The 19,797-nt window shown below is 64.2% G+C and carries 16 protein-coding genes; 8 read left to right on the top strand and 8 right to left on the bottom strand.

Annotation, left to right across the window (positions count from 1 at the left end):
• Positions 1–132 precede the first annotated feature (132 nt).
• The 4 genes from HU770_RS22555 to HU770_RS22570 all read left to right on the top strand — a co-directional run bounded on the left by HU770_RS22555 (position 133) and on the right by HU770_RS22570 (position 5,536).
• Positions 133–1,869, top strand: coding sequence for a type I secretion system permease/ATPase (locus tag HU770_RS22555; RefSeq protein WP_186665581.1), 1,737 nt, complete (start codon positions 133–135; stop codon positions 1,867–1,869).
• A gap of 6 nt (positions 1,870–1,875) precedes the next feature.
• A complete protein-coding gene (locus HU770_RS22560) occupies positions 1,876–3,216 on the top strand; it encodes an HlyD family type I secretion periplasmic adaptor subunit (RefSeq protein WP_186665583.1) in 1,341 nt (446 codons plus the stop codon).
• Position 3,217: 1 nt separating this feature from the next.
• Positions 3,218–4,546, top strand: coding sequence for a TolC family outer membrane protein (locus tag HU770_RS22565; RefSeq protein ID WP_186665586.1), 1,329 nt, complete (start codon positions 3,218–3,220; stop codon positions 4,544–4,546).
• Positions 4,547–4,867: 321 nt separating this feature from the next.
• Positions 4,868–5,536 (top strand): methyltransferase domain-containing protein, encoded by a 669-nt coding sequence (locus tag HU770_RS22570; RefSeq protein ID WP_033697127.1) that lies wholly within the window; start codon positions 4,868–4,870, stop codon positions 5,534–5,536.
• Between the two features lie 75 nt (positions 5,537–5,611).
• Here the strand turns inward: HU770_RS22570 and quiC are convergent, their stop codons facing one another.
• Complete coding sequence (gene quiC / locus HU770_RS22575; protein WP_186665588.1) at positions 5,612–7,519, bottom strand: 3-dehydroshikimate dehydratase QuiC; 1,908 nt, start codon at positions 7,517–7,519, stop codon at positions 5,612–5,614.
• A 467-nt stretch (positions 7,520–7,986) separates the two neighbouring features.
• Here quiC and HU770_RS22580 point away from each other — a divergent pair, with 467 nt between their 5' ends.
• Positions 7,987–9,360: an MFS transporter gene (locus HU770_RS22580; RefSeq protein ID WP_033697123.1), complete on the top strand. Its 1,374-nt coding sequence runs from the start codon at positions 7,987–7,989 to the stop codon at positions 9,358–9,360.
• Between the two features lie 38 nt (positions 9,361–9,398).
• On the opposite strand, the gene HU770_RS22585 is transcribed toward HU770_RS22580, so the two are convergent.
• The 5 genes from HU770_RS22585 to HU770_RS22605 all read right to left on the bottom strand — a co-directional run bounded on the left by HU770_RS22585 (position 9,399) and on the right by HU770_RS22605 (position 15,505).
• Positions 9,399–10,811: a DOPA decarboxylase gene (locus HU770_RS22585; RefSeq protein WP_186665589.1), complete on the bottom strand. Its 1,413-nt coding sequence runs from the start codon at positions 10,809–10,811 to the stop codon at positions 9,399–9,401.
• Between the two features lie 82 nt (positions 10,812–10,893).
• On the bottom strand, positions 10,894–11,838 hold the full coding sequence (locus HU770_RS22590) for a LysR family transcriptional regulator (RefSeq protein WP_033697119.1): 945 nt from the start codon (positions 11,836–11,838) through the stop codon (positions 10,894–10,896).
• A 138-nt stretch (positions 11,839–11,976) separates the two neighbouring features.
• Positions 11,977–12,687: a YebC/PmpR family DNA-binding transcriptional regulator gene (locus HU770_RS22595; protein WP_033697117.1), complete on the bottom strand. Its 711-nt coding sequence runs from the start codon at positions 12,685–12,687 to the stop codon at positions 11,977–11,979.
• A gap of 95 nt (positions 12,688–12,782) precedes the next feature.
• On the bottom strand, positions 12,783–14,174 hold the full coding sequence (locus HU770_RS22600) for an FAD-dependent oxidoreductase (RefSeq protein WP_186665591.1): 1,392 nt from the start codon (positions 14,172–14,174) through the stop codon (positions 12,783–12,785).
• A 14-nt stretch (positions 14,175–14,188) separates the two neighbouring features.
• Entirely contained in the window at positions 14,189–15,505 is a 1,317-nt protein-coding gene (locus HU770_RS22605; protein WP_156310120.1) for an MFS transporter, read from the bottom strand.
• A 245-nt stretch (positions 15,506–15,750) separates the two neighbouring features.
• On the opposite strand from HU770_RS22605, the gene HU770_RS22610 reads away from it, so the two are divergent.
• Positions 15,751–16,620 carry a LysR substrate-binding domain-containing protein gene (locus HU770_RS22610; protein ID WP_033697112.1) on the top strand — a complete coding sequence of 290 codons (870 nt, stop codon included), beginning with the start codon at positions 15,751–15,753 and terminating at the stop codon, positions 16,618–16,620.
• Between the two features lie 63 nt (positions 16,621–16,683).
• Positions 16,684–17,055: a DUF2784 domain-containing protein gene (locus tag HU770_RS22615; protein WP_186665593.1), complete on the top strand. Its 372-nt coding sequence runs from the start codon at positions 16,684–16,686 to the stop codon at positions 17,053–17,055.
• On the opposite strand, the gene tam is transcribed toward HU770_RS22615, so the two are convergent.
• Positions 17,045–17,821, bottom strand: a complete 777-nt coding sequence (gene tam / locus HU770_RS22620) for a trans-aconitate 2-methyltransferase (RefSeq protein WP_033697108.1) — start codon at positions 17,819–17,821, stop codon at positions 17,045–17,047. The genes HU770_RS22615 and tam overlap by 11 nt on opposite strands.
• 107 nt (positions 17,822–17,928) lie before the next feature.
• Between tam and HU770_RS22625 the strand changes: the two genes are divergently transcribed.
• Positions 17,929–18,120, top strand: coding sequence for a hypothetical protein (locus tag HU770_RS22625; protein ID WP_186665676.1), 192 nt, complete (start codon positions 17,929–17,931; stop codon positions 18,118–18,120).
• A gap of 3 nt (positions 18,121–18,123) precedes the next feature.
• Here HU770_RS22625 and HU770_RS22630 read toward each other — a convergent pair whose 3' ends face one another.
• The gene (locus HU770_RS22630) at positions 18,124–19,533 is read right to left on the bottom strand and encodes an amino acid permease (RefSeq protein ID WP_186665595.1); all 1,410 of its coding nucleotides are present in this window, start codon (positions 19,531–19,533) and stop codon (positions 18,124–18,126) included.
• Positions 19,534–19,797 lie beyond the last annotated feature (264 nt).

A 19,797-nucleotide genomic window follows, 5' to 3' on the forward strand; every position in this document is an offset into this window, starting at 1 on the left:
TTGTGGGAGCAACGCAGCGTTTTCGGACAACACGCCTATAGAGCGACCCGCCTGCGAGCCGATCAGAAGCCACAGCTAGAGCTGTCCGGGACGCCGCAACGGCCTCCGGTTTTGTGAAGAGGGAGGCCCCAGATGCACAAGCAGCCGCGCACCCGTTCCGAATTGGCCGAGGCGCTTTTTCGCCTGCGCCGCAGCTTCTACGCCCTGGCAGGCTTCAGCGGCGTAATAAACGTCATGATGTTGACGCCAGCGGTGTACATGCTCCAGGTCTATGACCGCGCCCTGGTCAGCCGCAATATCACCACGTTAACGATGCTGACCCTGCTGGTGGTGGGGCTGTTCCTGCTGATGTCCGCCCTGGAAATGATCCGCACCCGGGTGTTGATCCGGGTCGGCAATTGCCTGGACATGGACCTCAACCAACGCATCTTCAGCGCCGCCTTCGAGCGCAACCTGAACCGCGCCGGGGGCAATCCGGCCCAGGCCCTGCAAGACCTCGCGCAGGTCCGCCAGTTTCTGACCGGCAATGGCCTGTTCGCCTTCTTCGATGCACCGTGGACACCGATCTACCTGCTGGTCTGCTACCTGATCCACCCGCTGCTCGGGCTGATCACAATGATCGGCTCGATGATCCTCGCGGGCCTGGCGTACCTCACCGAAAAGGCCACGCACAAACCGCTGGCCGAGGCTAACCACGCGGCACTGTCCTCCGCCAACTACGCTAACAACAACCTGCGCAACGCCGAAGTCATCGAGGCCATGGGCATGCTGCCGTCGATCAGCAAGCGCTGGTACCAGAGCCACCTGCGCATCCTGCAGATGCAGACCCTGGCCTCCGACCGTGCAGCCCTGATCAGCAGTACCGGGCGCTTTGTGCGCATTACCCTGCAATCGCTGATTCTTGGCACCGGCGCGCTGTTGGCAATCGAAGGCAAGATCACCCCGGGCATGATGATCGCCTGTTCGATCCTCACCGGCCGCGCGCTGGGGCCGGTTGAACAGGTGATCGCCTCCTGGAAGCAATTGCTCGGCTGCCGCACGGCCTGGAGCCGGCTCAACGAGTTGCTACAGGACTACCCACGCCGGCCACCGAGCATGTCGCTGCAACGGCCGGTGGGCATGCTCGCCGTAGAGAATGTGTTCGCCGGCGCCCCCGGCACCAACACCACCATTCTGCGTGGGGTCAGTTTCAGCCTGGCGCCGGGCGAAAGCCTGGGCGTCATCGGCCCCTCCGCTTCGGGCAAGTCCACCCTCGCCCGCCTGCTGGTTGGCGTCTGGCCGACCCAGGCCGGCAAGGTGCGCCTGGACGGCGCCGACATTTTCAACTGGAACAAAAGCGAACTCGGCCCCTGGCTCGGCTACCTGCCGCAGGACGTGGAGCTGTTCGAAGGCACCATCGCCGACAACATCGCGCGGTTTGCCGAGGTGGACAGCGAGGCGGCCATCCGCGCTGCCAAGAGCACCGGTGTGCACGAAATGATCCTGCGTTTCCCGCAGGGTTACGACACCCGCCTGAGTACCGATGGCAGCCCACTGTCCGGTGGCCAGAAGCAGCGTATTGCCCTGGCCCGTGCGTTGTACGGCGAACCCAACCTGGTGGTGCTGGATGAACCCAACGCCAACCTCGACGACGTCGGTGAAAAGGCCCTGGTCGATGCCCTGGCTGAACTCAAGGCGCGTGGCGCCACGGTGATACTGGTTTCCCATCGGCCCAACGTGCTGTGCGCCGTCGACAAAGTGCTGATGCTGCGTGACGGCGGCGTGCAGATGCTGGGCACGCGCGACGAAGTCTTCGCAGCGCTGCGTAAAGCCAGCGTGATACCGGCGGGCACAGCGGCGCCACTGGCGTCGGTAAAAGTACGGGAGTGACCGATCATGCACATGAGCCAACCTACCGAGTTGATCCCCGCCGAGGCGAAAAACCTGATCGACCTGGATGCCGGCAAACCGGCGCGCTGGGGCGTATGGCTGGTCGTTGCCGGCTTCGGCGGCTTCCTGCTGTGGTCGTGCCTGGCGCCGCTGGATGCCGGCGTGGTCGCCACCGGCACGGTCAAGGTCACCAGCAACCGCAAGGCGGTGCAGCACTTGAGTGGCGGCACCGTGGAGGCGATCCTGGTGCGCGAAGGCGACGTGGTGAAAAAGGGCCAGGAACTGGTGCGCCTCAATGCCCTGCGCGCCGTGGCCGAACAAGGCGCGGTCAGCGCCCAGTACATTGTCAGCAAGACCGTGGAAAACCGCCTGGAAGCCGAGCGCGACAGCCGCGACACGGTCAACTTCGACCCGGCCTTGCTCACGCGTTTCGGCACTGACCCGCGCCTGCTGGCCGCCATGGACTTGCAGCAACGCTTGCTCGATACCCGCCGCGCCGGCCTGGCTGGCGAGATCAGCATCCTCGAAGAGAACCTGGCGGCATCGGCCGTGCAGCTCAAGGGCCTGCAGCAGGTGTATGGCGCCCGCGCCTCGCAGATCAACTTCCTCGGCCAGGAACTGCAAGGCACCCGCGTGCTGGCGGCCGAAGGGTATGTGCCACGCAACCGCCTGCTGGAACTTGAACGCAGCAACGCCGACCTGTCCGCCGGCCAGGCCGAGAACCTCAACAATATCGCCCGGGTGCGCAGCCAGACCACCGAGATCAAGCTGCGCATTCTGCAGCGCCAGCACGATTACCTGAAAGAGGTCGAATCGCAACTGACCGACACCGCCAAGGAAAACACTACCCTGGCCGACCGCCTGCGGGCGCTGGACTACGAAGTGACCCACACGGTGATCCGCTCGCCCATCGACGGCATGGTCCAGGCGCTGGGCATCGCCACGGTCGGCGGGGTGATCCAGCCCGGCGCCAAGCTGATGGAAGTGGTCCCGCTGGACGAGCCGTTGCAGGTCGACGCGATGATCCCGGTACAGGCCATCGACAAGATGGTCCCAGGCCTTGCCGTGGACATCGCCTTCCCGGCCTTCAACCACGCCCAGACACCGAACATTCCTGGCCGGGTGAAGACCATCTCTGCCGACCGCCTGCTTGATGAAGAAAGCAAGCAACCCTTCTACCTGGCCCAGGTGGACGTCTCGCCCGCCGGCATGAGCCTGTTGGGCAGCAACCACATACGGCCCGGCATGCCCGCCACCGTCACCATCAAGACCGGTGAGCGCAATCTGCTCAGTTACCTGCTCAAGCCAATGCTCGAACGCGTGGACAGTGCTTTCAAGGAGCAATGAAATGAACCGACACTGCCTGTTGTTGTGCCTGTTGGGGTTGTCCTTGCCGGCCAGTGCCATGGACCTGAAACAAGCCTGGGACCTGTTGCAATACCAAGGCCCTGTCTACCGCGCCGCCGAGCATGAAAAACAAGCCGGCATGGAGAACCGGGCCATTGGCCAGGCCGGCCTGCTGCCGCAGATCAATGCCACGGCCTACTACAACAAGGTCAATGGCACCCAGCACCAGAACAGCCTCGAGAACGATCTGGACTACGACTCCAAGGGCGCCAGCGTGCGCCTGCGCCAGCCGCTGTTCAACAAGCAGAAAATGGCTGAGTACCGCCAGGGCGAGCAGCGTGCCGACTACAGCGTCGCGGTGTTCGACGCCAAGAGCCAGGATGCTGCGGTGCGCCTGGCCGACAGCTACTTCGATGTACTCCTGGCCAGCGAAACCATCACCCTGGCCAAGGCCAAGCTGAACGCCTTCGAAGAGCAACTTGCCTCGGCCAAGCGGCGGATGGAGCTGGGCGCCGGCACGGTGACCGACATCGACGAATCGGTCGCCCGTCGCGACCTGGCCGAGGCCGACCTGATCGAGGCGCAAGACAACCTGGTCAACGCCCGCCGCACGCTTGAGGAATACATTGGTGAAACCCCGGCATCGTTGACCACACTGCAGCCGGGCTTCAACACCCCGCCACTGCTACCGGGCAACCTGCAGGACTGGCTGGTCAAGGCCCAGGCCGACAGCCCGCTGATTCACGCACGCCGGCACAGCTATGAGCTTGCCGAAGAAGAGGTCAACCGGGCCAGGGCCGGGCATTGGCCGACGCTGGACTTTGTGGCGGGCTACACCGCAGGTAGCAGCCAGTCGATTTCAGAGCTGAATCAGCGCAACCAGTACAACTCGATCGGGCTGGAACTGAACATCCCGCTGTACAGCGGCGGCAGCACCAGCGCGCTGACCCGTCAGGCCAGCGCCAACAGTTCGAAAGCACTGGACGAACTCGACGCCACCCGTCAGGAAGTCATCTCGGGCACCACCCGTGAGTACCGCGGCGTGCAGAGTGGGGCCATGCGTATCCAGGCGCTGGAAAAGGCCGTGGCGTCCAACGAACGCTCGCTGATCTCGACGCGCAAAGGGTTCAAGGAGGGTGGTACCAGCACCAATTCGGATGTGCTCAACGCTGAAGAACTGCTGTTCGACGCGCGCCATGACCTGTTCGAGGCCAAGCTGAACTACCTGATGTCGCGCCTGCGCCTGGCGTCATCGGTGGGCAGCCTGGGGGATGATGATATCGAGCTGGTCAACGACTACCTGGGGCCGGAGCTGATGGTCAGTAAGTGATGGCGGCTAGGTGCCTGTCTTGGGTTTGGAGTTGGGGCGGCGCTCGATCTGATAGGCGCTGAAAATGCCAAGCCAGGCACCTGGTGGCCCCGCATACAGTCTCAAGGCATCCACAACCCCCCCCTTAAAAAAGCCACAGACATTCTGGCCTCAGTCGCCCGTGCGGCACGGGTCCTGGGTAAATAATTTTGATTGGTATTTCTGAAACACCACATTAGCGTCAGCGCGCAAATCAAGTTCAATGTCTCGGCCAGCGTGTAGCCCCCAAGGGGCCGCGATGGCGGCCTATGCTTGAACCAACCCACTGCCGCGGACACCCTCATGCCCAACCCCGAAGACACCGTGCTGCACAGCTGGCAGCACAACGCCCAAGCCTGGATCGACGCGGTGCGCAGCGGCGCCATCGAGAGCCGCCGCCAGGTTACCGACCAGGCCATCCTGCTGGCCATTCTGGGCCGCCAACCCGAGCGCGTGCTGGACCTTGGCTGTGGTGAAGGCTGGTTGCTGCGGGCACTTGCCGACCGCGGCATCGAGGCGGCCGGGGTGGATGGCGATCAGACCCTGGTGGCCGCGGCACGTGCGGCTGGGTCCGCGCAGGTTCACCTTGCCAGCTACGCCCAGCTAGCCGAGGGCGACGTCAACGTTGGCCGTGACTATGACCTGATCTGTGCCAATTTCGCGCTGCTGCACCAGGACATCATTGCGCTGCTGGCAGCACTGAAGGGCTTGCTGGCACCCGGTGGTGCACTGGTGATCCAGACATTGCACCCCTGGAGCGTGGCAGCGGGCGATTATCAGGATGGCTGGCGGGAAGAGTCGTTCGCAGGGTTTGCCGGGGCCTGGCGGCCGATGCCGTGGTATTTCCGCACGCTGGCCAGTTGGCTCAATGCATTGGACATGGCCGGGCTGCGCCTGGTCAGCCTGCAGGAGCCGCAGCACCCGCAAAGTGCGGTGCCGCAGGCGCTGCTGATGGTGGCCGAGGGGCGATGAGCCTACGCCGAAGGATCTTCGACGAGTGCAACCACACGCCCCTGCTGACTCAATGAAACATGAGTTCTGCGGCAGTTACAGGACCGGCTTGCGCGCCACCCCGCTGCGGGCCTTGGCCATCGCCGCCAGGCGCACCGCGACGTTGGCCGCGCCATACCCGGCATAGCCACCCTTGCGCTGGATGATCTCGAAGAAGAAACGCTCCTCGAACGGTTCGGTGTAGACGTGGAACAGCTCGCCACCCTGGGCATCACGGTCGTACAGCACGTTGTAGTACGCCAATTCGCTGAGGAACTCGTCGTCGAAGTCGAAACGCGCTGCCAGGTCGTCGTAGTAATTGAGCGGAATCTCCAACAGCGGTACACCGGCCAGCTTGGCGCGCGCTACTTCACGGAAGATGTCGTCACAATCGAAGGCGATGTGATGCACACCCGAGCCGCGATAGCTGGACAGTGCATGGGCAATGGCCGTGTTGCGGTTCTCGGAGATGTTCAGTGGCAGGCGCAGGGTGCCGCACTGGCTGCGCAGGGCACGGCTCTTGACCAGGCCGTAAGGGTCCGGCAGCACCACTTCGTCGTCGGCAGCGAAATCGAACAGGCTCTTGTAGAACAGCACCCAGCTGTCCAGCGACTCGGCCGGCAGCGCCAGCGCCATGTGGTCGATACGGCGCAGGCCACCGCTGGCATTGGCGGTTTTGTCCAGGCTGAAGTCGGTGTCGTACAACGTCTGGCCAGCGCTGCCCGGCTCTACCAGGTACAACAGGCTGCCATCGGGTGCCCGCACGGCAGGCACTTCACATTCATTGGGGCCGACCAGGCCGCGGAACGGCTGGCCGCGGAAGGCGGTGGCACGCTTCAGCGCAGCCTGCTGGTCCTTGACCCGCAACGCCGTGGCGCACAACGAAGGCCCGTGCGCCTCGAAGAAGTTGTGGCCGAACGAGTAGGGTTCGGCATTGAGGACGATGTTGATGTCGCCCTGGCGCAGCAGCTGCACGGCCTTGCTGCGGTGTTTGCCGGCATCGGCAAAGCCCAGGCGTTTCAGCCAGCTGCTCAGGCGTGCGCCCACCGCCTCGTCGACGGCGAACTCGAGGAATTCCACGCCGTCGTAGGCGCTGGCCGCAGGCGGGGTGAACAGCACGCCCGGCTCCACCGCCACGGCCTCCTGCTCCAGGCGCAGGCGGGTCTGCTCTTCGAGGTACAGCAGCGAGCGCAAGCCGTCGGCGGCGTTCTGCCGAGGCGGCGCGGCGCGGAAGCCGTCGTTGAAGATTTCCAGTGACAGCGGGCCGCGATAGCCGGTGGCAAGGATTGGGGCGAGGAAGCCCGCCAGGTCCATTTCGCCCTGCCCTGGGAAGCAGCGGAAATGCCGGCTCCACTCCAGCACATCCATGGCCAGGATCGGGGCGTCGGCCATCTGCACGAAGAAGATCTTGTCGCCAGGGATGTCGCGGATCGCGCTGGGGTCGCCCTTGAGCGACAAGGTATGGAAGCTGTCGAGAATCACCCCGAGGGCCGGGTGGTCGGCTTGGCGCACCAGGTTCCAGACCTGCTGGTAGGTCTTGACGTGGCGGCCCCAGGCCAAGGCTTCATAACCGATGCGCAGGCCTCGCTGGCCGGCATGCTCGGCCAACAGGCGCAGGTCGTCCACCAGCAACTGTTCGTCGCCCAGGGCGTCGGCCTGAACGTTGCTGCACACCAGCACCAGGTCGGTGCCCAGTTCCTGCATCAGGTCGAACTTGCGCTCGGCGCGGTCGACGTTCTTCTGCAGGCGGTCGCGGCGGCAGCCTTCAAAATCACGGAACGGCTGGAACAAGGTAATGGCGATGCCCAGGTCGGCGCACAGCTGGCGAACCTGACGCGGGCTGCCAGCGTAGTAAAGCAGGTCGTTCTCGAAGATCTCGACGCCGTCGAAGCCGGCGGCGGCGATGGCTTCGAGCTTTTCCGGCAGGGTGCCGCTCAAGGACACGGTGGCAATCGAACGCTGCATGGCGGGATTTCCTTGTTGTTAGGGGGCGACGGCGCAGGAAACCTACTGTGACAGTACCTGGCACGATCGATTATTCGCAGGTAAAGTCGCCTCATCAATCCCTTTGTACGGAATGGTTAGTTTTGTGTTCGATTACCGAACAGAACCCGATTTCGCGAATTGCTACACCGCCAACCCGTGGTCAACATGAAACCAGACGCAGGCACACCGACCGATGCCCTTTGCCAAGACGGTCGTTCGGCAGAACCTGCGCTGACAAGCCCAACGTCACAACATAATAAGTTCAATAAAACCGGGTACCGACCTATGAACACTGCTCTGGCCTTGCGTTCCGCACCTGTCTCCTGGCTGTCTGTCACGGCCTTGGCGCGGAATACCCCCGCACTTCACGTTTGACCCCACTCCCGAGATAACCCCCACGTTTGCCACGCGCCGTGCGGGAACCAACAAGAACAACGGAGACAACGATGGCTCACTCCAGCTCTCAAGCCAAGAAAGCGACCGCCAGTGGATGGATAGGCTCGGCACTCGAGTACTACGACTTCTTCATCTATGCCCAGGCTGCGGCCCTGATCTTCCCGCAGATCTTCTTCCCCAATACCGACCCCAAGATGGCGATCATCGCCTCGCTGGCTACCTACGGTGTCGGCTACCTGGCCCGCCCGGTCGGGGCCTTTGTGCTCGGCCACTGGGGTGATACCCGCGGGCGCAAGAACGTACTGCTGCTGTGCATGTTCCTGATGGGCCTGTCGACCATGGCCGTGGGCCTGCTGCCCACCTACCACGACATCGGCATCCTCGCCCCCGTCTTGCTGGTGGTGCTGCGCCTGATCCAGGGCTTTGCCGTGGCCGGCGAGATTTCCGGGGCCAGTTCGATGATCATGGAGCATGCGCCGTTCGGCCGACGTGGCTACTACGCCAGTTTCACCCTGCAAGGCGTGCAGGCCGGCCAGGTTCTGGCGGCGGCGGTATTCCTGCCACTGGCCTACTTCATGCCCAGCGAAGCCTTCAATGACTGGGGCTGGCGCATTCCGTTCCTGATGAGCGCCGTGGTGCTGATCGCCGGCTTCATCATCCGTAAGGAAGTGCACGAGACGCCTGCGTTCGTGAAGGAAGAGAAGCAGGACAAAGTCGCCAAGTCGCCGGTCAGCGAGGCCTTCCGCCATAGCTGGAAACACATGGTGCTGGTGATGTTCATGGCACTGATGAACGTGATTCCGGTGGTCGCCACCATCTTCGGCGCGGCCTACGCGGTGCAGCCGGCCTATGGCATCGGCTTCGACAAGAGCGTGTACCTGTGGATCCCGGTGGTCGGCAATATCGTTGCGGTGCTGGTGATTCCCTTTGTCGGCAACCTGTCCGACAAGATCGGCCGTCGCCCGACCATGATCGCCGGGTGCCTGGGCTCAGGCCTGCTGGCCTTCGTCTACCTGTATGCGATCAGCATCCAGAACGTGCCGCTGGCCTTCGCCGCCTCGATCGTGATGTGGGGCATGGTCTACCAGGGCTACAACGCGGTGTTCCCAAGCTTCTACCCAGAGCTGTTCCACACCCGTTACCGTGTTTCGGCCATGGCCATCGCGCAGAACATCGGCACCATGCTGACCGCCATGTTGCCCGCACTGTTCGCCATCGTGGCACCGCCAGGCTCGGACAACATTCCGCTGGTGGTCGGTAGCATGGCGTTCTTCATCACCTGCATCTGCGCCCTGGCGGCGTACATTGCACCGGAAACCCACCGCATGGCGATGGAAGACCTGGGCAATCCGCAGGCCAAGCCGATGGACAAAGAAGCGTATGAGGCCAGCCGTAAAGGTAGCCTCCAGACCGTAAGCCACTGATAGACCGTAGGGGGCCGCTTTTGCGGCCCCCTGCATTTTCAGCCCTTGACCACTGCCTGCAGCCCCCGCCACAGTTTCTCGACATGCTCACGCTCGGTAGGCAGCGCCCCCACCGACACCCGCACCATCCACCGGCCATTCAAGGTTGCCGGCGTCACATAGGCATCCCCAGACGTATTGAGCCGCTCGGCCCAGCCGCGGGTATGCGCATCCAACGCCTCCCCTTCCAGCCCCGCCGGCCGATGCTGGATGCACAACGTCTGCAATTGCACCGGCGCCAGCAGTTCCCAGCCCGGCGTCGCCTCGACCTGCTCGGCAAGCCACTGGGCATTCTCCAAATCACGCCGCAAGCGTGCCTGCAGCGCTTCGACACCCTCACTGCGCAACATGAACCACAGTTTCAGCGCACGGAAGCGGCGCCCCAGCGGGATGCCCCAGTCGCGCAGGTTCTTCACCTCGTCATCCACCGCCGACTGCAAATAGCTGGGGTTGGTGCTCATCACGCGGATCAGGTGCTGCGGGTCGCGCACGTAGTAGATCGAACAGTCGAAGGCCACGCCCAGCCACTTGTGCGCATTGACCACCACCGAGTCGGCCAGCTCGATGCCATCCCACATCCAGCGGCACTCCGGCAGGATCATCGCCGAGCCGGCCATGGCCGAGTCGACATGCAGCCACAGGCCATGGGCCTGGGTGATTTCACCGATCGGGCGAAGCGGGTCGAGTGCCGTGGTGGTAGTGGTGCCGGTGGTCGCAACCACCGCACACGGCTGGTTACCCGCCGCCAGGTCCTGCTCGATGGCTGCTTGCAGGGCAGCCGGCTGCAGGGCGAAGCGCTCGTCGGTGGGGATCAGGCGAATGTTGTCACGGCCAAAACCTGCCAGCAGTGCGGCCTTGTCCACCGAGCTGTGGGCGTGAGCGCTGACGTAGACGATCAGCGGCTTGGCCTGGGCCTGCAGGCCGCCACGCACCAACGCGTAACCGCTGGCACGTTCGCGGGCGCAGATCAGCGCCACCAGGGTACTGGTCGAGGCGGTGTCCTGGATCACCCCGCTCCATTGCCCTGACAGGCCCAGCAGCTGGCGCAGCCAGTCAAGGGTGGTTTCTTCCAGTTCGCTCAAGGCCGGGCTGGACTGCCAGGACAGGCCCAGTACGCCCAGGCCGGTGCTGAGAAAATCACCCAGCACCGACGACAACGTGCCGTTGGAGGGGAAGTAGCCGTAGAAATCCGGGTGCTGCCAATGGGACAGGCCTGGCATGACCAGTTTGTTGACGTCGTCGAGAATCGCCTCGAACGGTTCGCCCTGCTGCGGGGCACATGCTGGCAGGGCTGCCTTCAGGTAGCCGGGCTCGACCTGGGCCATCACCGGGTGGTCGCCCACGGTTTGGCGGTAGTCGGCGATCAGGTCGATCAGTTGGTGGCCGTACAGGCGGAATTGTTCGGGGGTCACGGGCGGTCTCCTTTGGGCAGTTTGCTGCCTTTCAGTCTAAGTGCCGCCTGCCCCCCAATGAACCCCGCTTCGCGCATACCTCCTATGGCGTTGGCGCATGCCCACCGTGCACGCCGAACTGCGACTGGCGCCACAATTCGAACACCCGGTTGCGCAACCAGCGGTGCTCGGCCGAGGCCTGCAGGCGTTGGTGCCAGACCACCCAGTAGCGCTGGCTGTGGTCGATAAAGCCCAAGGGCCGCCAGGCCAGGTCATGCAGGCGGCACAGTTGCCGGGCAATGTGCTCGGGCACCGTCGCCACCGCCTGGCTGTTGCCGATCACCTGCACCGTGGCGGAGAAAAACGGCACTTCCAGGCTGACCCGCCGCTGCAGGCCCTGGGCGCGCAAGTGGCGGTCGATGAAGCTGTCCTTGTCGCCACCACCGGAGATGCGCACATGCTTGTGTGCCAGGTAGTCCGCCTGGCTGAGCGTGTGATGGGCTGTCAGCGGGTGATCGCGGCGCATCAGGCAGACGGCGCGATCCTCACCGAGCAAGCGCCCATGCAGGTTGGCGGGCGACTCGTCGAACAAGGTGGTGGCCAGGTCGATTTCGCCGCTGGCCAGCAAGGCATACTGGCCGGCTTGCCAGGTGCGATATTCGAGGCTGACGCCGGGAGCTTCGTGCTCCAGCGCCGCCACCAGCAACGGCAGCATGTGCTCGGCGACGTAGTCGGAGGCCGCCAGGCAGAAGCGCCGTTCGCAACGGGCCGGGTCGAACACGGCCGGTTGGCGCAGGGCCTGAAGCTCTTCGAGTACCTGGCGCAGGGGTTCGACCAACGCTTCGGCATATTCGCTGAGCACGTAGCCACGGCCTTGGCGCACCAGCAGCGGGTCGTCGAAGGCTTCGCGCAGGTGGGCCAGTTGGCGGCTCAGGGCCGATTGGCTGACGCCCAGGCGCTCGGCGGCGTGGCTGAGGTTTTTCAGCTGCAGCAGGTGGTCGAGGGTACGCAGGTGGGCGAGGCTGAGGGAGGCGAAAGTTGGGTTCATGGGTGTTCGTCTCCGGGCCGCAGGCGAGGGCTGCGCCCTCGTTTCGCGACACAAGGCCGCTCCTACAGGTACAGCGCTGTACCTGTAGGAGCGGCCTTGCGTCGCGAAAGGGCCGCCAAGCGGCCCCAGAGGCACAAATCAGTCAGTCAGGCCGACATAGACGTTCTGCACGTCATCGTTCTCGTCGATCGCCTCGAGAAACGCCTCGACCTCGGCCAACGCCTCAGCGCTCAGGCTGGCAGCACTCACCGGGTTCTTCGGCGTGTAGCCGATCTTTGCCGAGACCACGGTAAAGCCATGCTCCGGCAGGGCCTTCTGCACAGCGTCCAGGTCGGTGGTGTCGGTGATGAACAGGGTCGAACCCTCTTCTTCGCCTTCCTCGAAGTCCTGGGCACCGGCTTCGATGGCGGCCATTTCCGGGTCGGCATCGCCGTTCGGGGTGGCTTCGATCAGGCCAACGTGGTTGAAGTCCCAGGCCACCGAGCCGCTTGCACCCAGCTGGCCCTTGCGGAACAGCACACGCACCTGCGCGACGGTACGGTTGATGTTGTCGGTCAGGCACTCGACGATCAGCGGCACCTGGTGCGGTGCGAAGCCTTCGTAGCTCACCGCATGGTACTGCACGGCATCACCGTCCAGGCCAGCACCTTTGCGGATTGCCCGATCCAGAGTCTCGCGGGTCATCGAGGCCTTCTTGGCCTGCACGATGGCCAGGCGCAGGCGCGGGTTCATGTCGGGATCGGCGCCCGATTTGGCAGCGATCTGAATCTCTTTTGACAGCTTGCCCATGACCTTGCCTTTGGCATTGGCCGCTGTTTCTCTATGTTTGGCTTTCCACTGTGCGCCCATGTCGACTCTCTTGTTTCAACGGCCAGTTCAGGAAGCGACCGGCCAAAAAGTGGGTGCAGTTTATACGCCCTCGGGCCTGTGATCGACAAGAAATCTCATGCTTTGTCGGCCTTGCCGGCCGCCGCCGCGAAACGCGCCAGGCGCACATCCAGGTGCCGTGGCCGTAGCCCGCGGTCCTCGGCGCGCTCTTTGCGACGGATGGCATTGCGCACCATCAGCGAGCCCAGGTAGCGAATCGGCTCGGGCGGGAACAACCCCAGCGGGCCGTTGACCAGCGGCGAGCGGGACCACGGGTTGTCCAGCCCCAACGCCAGCGACGAGAGGATCTGCCCGCCCATGTGGCACGGCCCGACGCCGCTGCCGGAATAACCAAAGCCGTAGAACACATTGCCCTGCCCGTCCAGCCGGCCGAAGAACGGCAGCCCGGTCACCGAGCGGTCCGACGGGCCGTTCCAGCTGGCCGCCAGCGGCACCTCGGCCAGGGCCGGGAAGAACGCGCCCAGGCTTTCGCGCAGCAGCGGCCGGTACGGCGAAGGCTGGTCGAACACCGGCAGCATGCGCCCGCCATAGGCGAAAGTATTGCCGCCCTTGCCGAGCATCAGCCGGCCATCCGAGGTGTTGTGGTAGTAATGCACGAAGATCCGCGAGTCGAGCACGCTGACGCCGTTGTTCAAGCCAATTTCGCGCAGCAGGTCGGGGCACGGCTCGGTGATCACCATGTCGCTGGAGACGATGGCCACGCTGCGCTCGAACTGCGGGAAGGCCCGCGCCATCCAGGCATTGAGGCCCAGCACCACGCGGTCGGCGCGCACCGTCCCGTGGGCGGTACGCACCTGCACTGGCGCGCCGTGTTCCAGGCTGGCCATGGCCGTGCCTTCATGGATGCGCACCCCGCGCTGCAAGGCCACACGGCGCAGGCCACGCACCAGCCGCCCAGGCTGCACGGTGGCGGCCGCCGGGGAGAACCAGCCTTCCAGGTGCCGCGCCGAGCCGGCCAGGCGCTGCACAGCCTCCAGCGGCAGGCGTTCGAATGAGTTGATGCCCTGCAGCGCCAGCGCCGCGATCACCGCATCGGTCGCGCCCACCTGGGCCTGGTTGGTGGCGGTGTACAAGGTGCCGTCGAGGCGGTAGTCGCAGTCGATGCCGTTGGCCGCGCAGAACGCACCAATGGCCGCAATGCTGCGCTCCGACTCGCGCACCAGGCGCACCGCCTCGGCCGTGCCGAACAAGCGTTCGAGGGTGAAGTACTTGGCCGACCAGGAAAGCGCGCAACCGCCATTGCGCCCACTGGCACCTGCGCCGCAGATGTCTGCTTCGATCAGCATCACGTCCAGCGCCGGCGCCGCCTCCTTGAGCATCAGTGCAGTCCAGAGGCCGGTGTAGCCCCCGCCAACGATGCATACGTCGCAACGCGCGTCGCCTTGCAGCGGCGGGCATAGCGCATCCTGCTCCGAATCCAGGGCCTGTTGCAGCCAGAAGGGTCTCATTCGCTCGCTTTCCTTTAGGTACGCAGTGGCTTGATCGCCATGCTGGTGTTGGGTGCCACGTCATTGGCTTCGGCCAGGGTGGCCGGGCGGCTGTTCCAGTGCGGCAACAGCACCAGGGCCGAGAACAGTGCGCAACCGGCGAACACGATGAACACCGTGACGCTGTCGAAGTAACCGGGCAGCAGGCCGCCAAGCACCGCCCCCACCGAGCCGCAGCCATTGACGAAGCCCGCGGCAGTGGCGCCGGCCTTGGCCGTGCCGAAGTCGATGGCAGCCGCACCGCTGATCATCGAGTCCGGCCCGTACAGGGTCAGGCCCATGACAAACAGCAGGCCCACCACCATGACGACGCTGCCGCTGTGCATGGCTGCCATGAACGCCGCCAGGGTCACCGTCAACAGCAGCAAGCTGATCACGCAGGCCGGCATGCGCCGCGCGCCGAACAGTTTGTCGGAGGCCAGGCCAATCATGATCGGCCCCAACAGCCCAGCCAGCTCGAAGGCGGTCGGGATGATCGCCGCGCCGACCTTGCCCACCGATGGCATCTGCTCGAAGACGATTACCGGCCCCCACAGCAAGATGGCGTAGCGCGCCGGTTTGAGCAGAAAGTAGGCCAGGCCCAGGGTCAGTACCGTGCGGTTGCGCATGATCTCGCGCAGGGGCGCCCAGACGCTGCACAGGTTGGCGCCCGGCGCCATGCTTTGCGGCTCGGGCTCGACGGCGGGCAAGCCGACGTCTTCAGGTTTGTTGCGCTGCAGGAAGAAGAACAGCACGGCCACCAGCGCGACCACGGCGGCACTGGAGTAAAACGCTGCGTGCCAGGTACCGACCAGGGTGTAGGCCCACCAGCCAGCAAACGGCGAGGCCACCAGGCCGCCGAAGGCATAGCACGAGCTCCACAGGCCCAGCACCCGGCCGCGCTGCGCGGCGGGGAAGAAACTGCCGATGTTCTTGCACAAGCCGGCCCAGCCGGTGGACTGCGCCAAGCCCTGGATCAGCATGCAGGTGGCGAAGATCGGGAAGGTCGCGTAGCTGCCCATCACCACGGCCGCCGCCGCCGAAATCAGTAAACCGCCGAGCACCACCACGCGAGGGCCGAAGCGGTCGGCAAGCATGCCCCAGGTGAACTGGCCCACCGCATAGGCAGCCAGGTAGATGGCATCGAGGTTGGCCATGGCGGCCTTGTCGAGCATGAAGCTTGGGTCTTCGGCGATACCCAGCTTGGCCACCGAGAAGGCCTTGCGGGTGAAGTAGAAGGCGGCATAAGCCAGCCAGGTAATTGCGAAAATCTGCATACGCCAGCGTTTGAACGTGGCTAGGGAATGGTTCATGTGAGTCTGACCTCTTGCTCAAGTGTGCCGGCAGAATGTGAAGAAACGCCTGTCTTGTTCTTGTGTTGCGCACAGCGATGACGGTGGCCCGTCATCGGGTCAGATGGCGCTGCAAGAGCACCATGGCCCGGCTGGCGCTTGTGGCACCAGCGTTGGGCTGAGAGCTATGGAAACAGCTGGTGACTGATAAATAAAATCGATTTATCGTATTTCACACATAAGCTCAGCTTGTTACTGGAATCGTCATGTCGGTCTCACACGCTCAACTCAAGGCCTTCCACGCCGTGGCGGTGCACGGCAGCTTCACCCGGGCGGCGCAAAAGCTGTTTCTTACCCAGCCGGCAGTCTCCGACCAGGTGCGCAAGCTCGAAGAGCGCTTCGGCGTGCTGCTGTTCCACCGCAACAAGCGCTCGGTGCAACTGACCGACCTGGGCGAGCGCCTGCTGGGCATCAGCCAACGCCTGTTCGCCTGCGAAGCCGAAGCCCTTGAGCTGCTGCAGGACTCGCGCGCCCTGCACACCGGCAGCCTGGTGCTGGCGGTGGATGCACCGGTGCATGTGCTGCCGCAGATCGCCCGGTTCTGCCAGCGCTACCCGGGTATCCAGGTGAAGATCGAGACCGGCAACACCGATGAGTCGCTGGCCCGGCTGTTCAGCTACCAGGCCGACCTGGCACTGCTGGGGCGGGATGTCGACGATGAGCGCCTGCATTGCCTGCCACTGCGCCGCGACCCGATGGTGGCGTTCGTTTCCCATCATCACCCGTGGGCCAGCCGCGGTTCGATCAGCCTGGCGGACCTGGATGACACACCGCTGGTGCTGCGCGAGCCTGGGTCGGTAACGCGACAGACGCTGGAGGAAGAGATGCAGCGGGCCGGCTTGCGGATTCGGCCGGCGATCCAGGTAGAGGGCCGCGAAGCGGCACGTGAAGCGGTGGTGGTGGGGATTGGCGTGGGGGTGGTGTCGGCGGCGGAGTTTGGCGCCGATGCGCGGGTGTGTGCGTTGCCGATCGTCGATTGCCAGCGGCACTTGACCGAGACGCTGGTGTGCCTGAGCGAGCAGCGTACACGGCGGGTGGTGGCGACGTTCTTGCAAATGGTGCAGGAAGGGTTGTAAATCCGCCCCATAGCTTCCCGCTAACGCAAAGCTCGCGTCACCCTACCGCCTGGATAACTGCCAATGCTCTTTCGCCTGACCGCCGACACGCTGGTGCTGCTGCACCTGGCCTTCATCCTGCTGGTGCTGTTCGGCGGCCTGCTGGTGCTGCGTTGGCGCCCTGCCCTGCTGGTGCACCTTCCAGCCCTGGCCTGGGGCCTGGCGGTGGAATACCTGCACCTGGGTTGCCCGCTGACCAGCTGGGAAAACCGCATGCGCAGCGCCGCTGGCGATGCGGGCTACCAGGGCGGCTTCGTCGAGCATTACATCTGGCCGCTCATCTACCCCGCCGGCCTGACACCACAGACCCAGTTGCTGCTGGGCAGCGTGGTGTTGCTGCTCAATGTCGGCATTTACGGTTACGTGCTTTGGCGCTGGCGCCGCCCTACCGGGTAGCGATCACGAACAACCGCGGGAACGGCAGCAAAACCTTGCCGTCGGTGGACGGCGGGTAGTCGCGCTGCATCGCCTGCAGGTACATCTGCAGAAAGCCTGCCTGCTCGTGCTCGTCCAGCCTGGCCAGGTAAGGCCGCAACGCCGAGCCCTTGAACCACTCCACCACGGCTTCGGCGCCACCCTCCAAGGGGTGATGGTAAGTGGTACGCCACACATCCACCCGCGTGCACAGTGGGCTGAGCAAGTCGTAATAGAACGCCGCATTGTGCCTGGGCGGCAGTTGGTAGTCGGCAAACTTGGCGGCCCACGGGCCTTGGCTGGCGATCTCGCGCAATTGCCGGTGCGCCGGCTCGTCGAGGTTGTCCGGGGTCTGCACCGCCAGGCTGCCGCCCTCGCTCAACTGGCTGACCAGGTGCGGGTACAGCGAAGCATGGTTGGGCACCCATTGCAGCGAGGCATTGGCCAGGATCAGGTCCTGTGCTTGCGGCGCGGTCCATTTGCCAATGTCGGCAATGGCGCAGCGTACCCGGGGCACACACAACCGTTTGCGCTCACGGGCCTTGTCGATCATGTCGGGGTCGCTGTCCAGCGCCATTACCTGGGCATCGGGGTAACGCTGCAGCAGCACTTCGGTGGAGTTGCCCGGGCCGCAGCCCAGGTCCGTGGCATGACGCACCGGGTGTGGCGGCACGGCGGTCAGCAGGTCGCGTACGGCGCGGGTGCGCTCATTCTCGAAGAGGGAATACTGGGTGGCGGACCAGGCCATGTGCGGCTCCTTTGGGCGGGCAATGCGCTGAGCATAAGCCATGTGCTGCCTGTTAGGGGTTCCTCGCAGGCCGGAACTGACTGCCTATGCTTGAAGTCACTCCTTACATGCGCATGCCTATGAAAACATACCTGGCCCTGGCCATCCTGACCCTGATCGCTGCCGCCGCCCTGCTCGGTTCACCCTGGATGAACCAGCGCTTCCACATGCCTGACCGGCATGCGAGTGAAGAAAGCCAGGCCCAGAATGCAAAAACGGCCGGGTCCCCAAGGGAGCCGGCCGTTTCGAACAGCGACTAAGGCTTATTGGCGCTTGGCGCTGCGGATCTGATGCACGACGCCCATGGCCACCACGACCGCCGCAGCGATGCCGGTGGAAATCACCAGGATCTGGTAGTCAGGCATGAACGCCATGGTCACCAGGGCGGCCACGATGAACGCGATCACCAGGTAGGTCAGCCACGGGAACAGCCACATCTTCAGGCGGACTTCCTTGCCTTCGGCGATCAGCTTGCGGCGCATGCGCAGTTGCGAGAAGGCGATCACCAGGTACACCAGCAACGCGATCATGCCGGTGGTGTTCATCAGGGTGTCCAGCACGTCTTTCGGGCGCAGGGTCTCGCTGAAGTTGATCAGCGCACAGACTACCGCCACGGCGCACGAACCCATGATCGCGTACACCGGTACGCCGGTGCCGGCGCGGGTGATCTTGAAGAACGACGGCGCATCGCCACGCTGGGACAGCGAGAACAGCATGCGCGACGCGGTGTAGTGACCGGAGATCAGGCAGCTGCTGACCGAGGTCAGGACCACGAAGTTCATCAGCAACTCGGCATACGGCACGCCCAGCAGCTCCAGGGTACGGCGGTAGGCGCCATAGCCCGAGACGCCAAGGTGCGGGTCGTTCCACGGTACCAGGCAGACGATCAGGAAGATCGAGCCGACGTAGAACAGGCACACACGCCATACCACCGAGTTGGTGGCCTTGACGATCTGGGCTGCCGGGTCCTTGGCTTCGGATGCCGCAATGGTCACGATCTCGGCGCCGAGGAAGGCGAACATCACCCCAAGCAAGGCACCAATCACCGTGGTGATGCCGTTGGGCATGAAGCCTTCTGCGGTCAGATGGCTGATGCCGCGCACTTCGCCGAACTGCCAGACGTTCATCACGGCGGCGGTGCACACCACCAGGAAGCAGACGATGGCAATCACCTTGATCAAGGCGAACCAGAACTCGAACTCACCGTAGTGCTTGACGTTGAAGAAGTTGACGGTGATCAGCAGCAGGGTCGTGGCCAGCACGAACACGTTGACACTGACGTCAGGGAAGAAGCCGTGCAGGATCTTGCCCGCCACGTAGGCTTCCCACGCCATGAGGATTACCCAGTACCACCAGTACAGCCAACCGATGGTGAAACCGGCCCAGCGGCCAATGGCGCGGTCGGCGTAGGTGGAGAACGAGCCGGTGTCAGGCGAGGACGTCGCCATTTCGCCGAGCATGCGCATGATCAGCACCACTAGGATGCCGCCTGCCAGGTAGGCCAGGACAGCGGCCGGGCCGGCGCTGTGGATCACGCTGCCGGAACCGACGAACAAGGCGCCGCCGATAACCCCGGCGATCGACATCATCGTCAGGTGGCGCGACTTGAGGGAGGCACTGAGCTTGCTCTCGTGCCCGCCTTTCGCGGTGGTGGTTGTGGATGTTGCGTCCATCAGTTGTGTACCCCGTGCTTCTTTTTATCCAAGGAAAACTGTGAGGCCCCGATGGCTAGCGGCCTCACCTGTACATCAGTGCTAATGCGGGCAGGATGGTGTGAACAAACACACGCAGGCCATCCATGGCGGCCTGCTGACGCGCCCGAAGGTTTGCCCTTCGAGCGAACTGAACATGCTTTATGTGGCGATATCCGACACCTAATGTAAAAATGTCCGACGCAGAGAGCCATGCACAGTGGCATGAATCTCGCACTGCACTGT

This window comes from Pseudomonas sp. SWRI68 (assembly GCF_014269165.1).
Lineage (GTDB): Bacteria > Pseudomonadota > Gammaproteobacteria > Pseudomonadales > Pseudomonadaceae > Aquipseudomonas > Aquipseudomonas capeferrum.

Bases quoted from the DNA above. Each gene is read 5' to 3' on its own strand.
- HU770_RS22555 (WP_186665581.1), top strand. From the start codon at position 133: ATGCACAAGCAGCCGCGCACCCGTTCCGAATTGGCCGAGGCGCTTTTT.
- HU770_RS22560 (WP_186665583.1), top strand. From the start codon at position 1,876: ATGCACATGAGCCAACCTACCGAGTTGATCCCCGCCGAGGCGAAAAAC.
- HU770_RS22565 (WP_186665586.1), top strand. From the start codon at position 3,218: ATGAACCGACACTGCCTGTTGTTGTGCCTGTTGGGGTTGTCCTTGCCG.
- HU770_RS22570 (WP_033697127.1), top strand. From the start codon at position 4,868: ATGCCCAACCCCGAAGACACCGTGCTGCACAGCTGGCAGCACAACGCC.
- quiC (WP_186665588.1), bottom strand. From the start codon at position 7,519: ATGCAGCGTTCGATTGCCACCGTGTCCTTGAGCGGCACCCTGCCGGAA.
- HU770_RS22580 (WP_033697123.1), top strand. From the start codon at position 7,987: ATGGCTCACTCCAGCTCTCAAGCCAAGAAAGCGACCGCCAGTGGATGG.
- HU770_RS22590 (WP_033697119.1), bottom strand. From the start codon at position 11,838: ATGAACCCAACTTTCGCCTCCCTCAGCCTCGCCCACCTGCGTACCCTC.
- HU770_RS22595 (WP_033697117.1), bottom strand. From the start codon at position 12,687: ATGGGCGCACAGTGGAAAGCCAAACATAGAGAAACAGCGGCCAATGCC.
- HU770_RS22600 (WP_186665591.1), bottom strand. From the start codon at position 14,174: ATGAGACCCTTCTGGCTGCAACAGGCCCTGGATTCGGAGCAGGATGCG.
- HU770_RS22605 (WP_156310120.1), bottom strand. From the start codon at position 15,505: ATGAACCATTCCCTAGCCACGTTCAAACGCTGGCGTATGCAGATTTTC.
- HU770_RS22610 (WP_033697112.1), top strand. From the start codon at position 15,751: ATGTCGGTCTCACACGCTCAACTCAAGGCCTTCCACGCCGTGGCGGTG.
- HU770_RS22615 (WP_186665593.1), top strand. From the start codon at position 16,684: ATGCTCTTTCGCCTGACCGCCGACACGCTGGTGCTGCTGCACCTGGCC.
- tam (WP_033697108.1), bottom strand. From the start codon at position 17,821: ATGGCCTGGTCCGCCACCCAGTATTCCCTCTTCGAGAATGAGCGCACC.
- HU770_RS22625 (WP_186665676.1), top strand. From the start codon at position 17,929: ATGCGCATGCCTATGAAAACATACCTGGCCCTGGCCATCCTGACCCTG.
- HU770_RS22630 (WP_186665595.1), bottom strand. From the start codon at position 19,533: ATGGACGCAACATCCACAACCACCACCGCGAAAGGCGGGCACGAGAGC.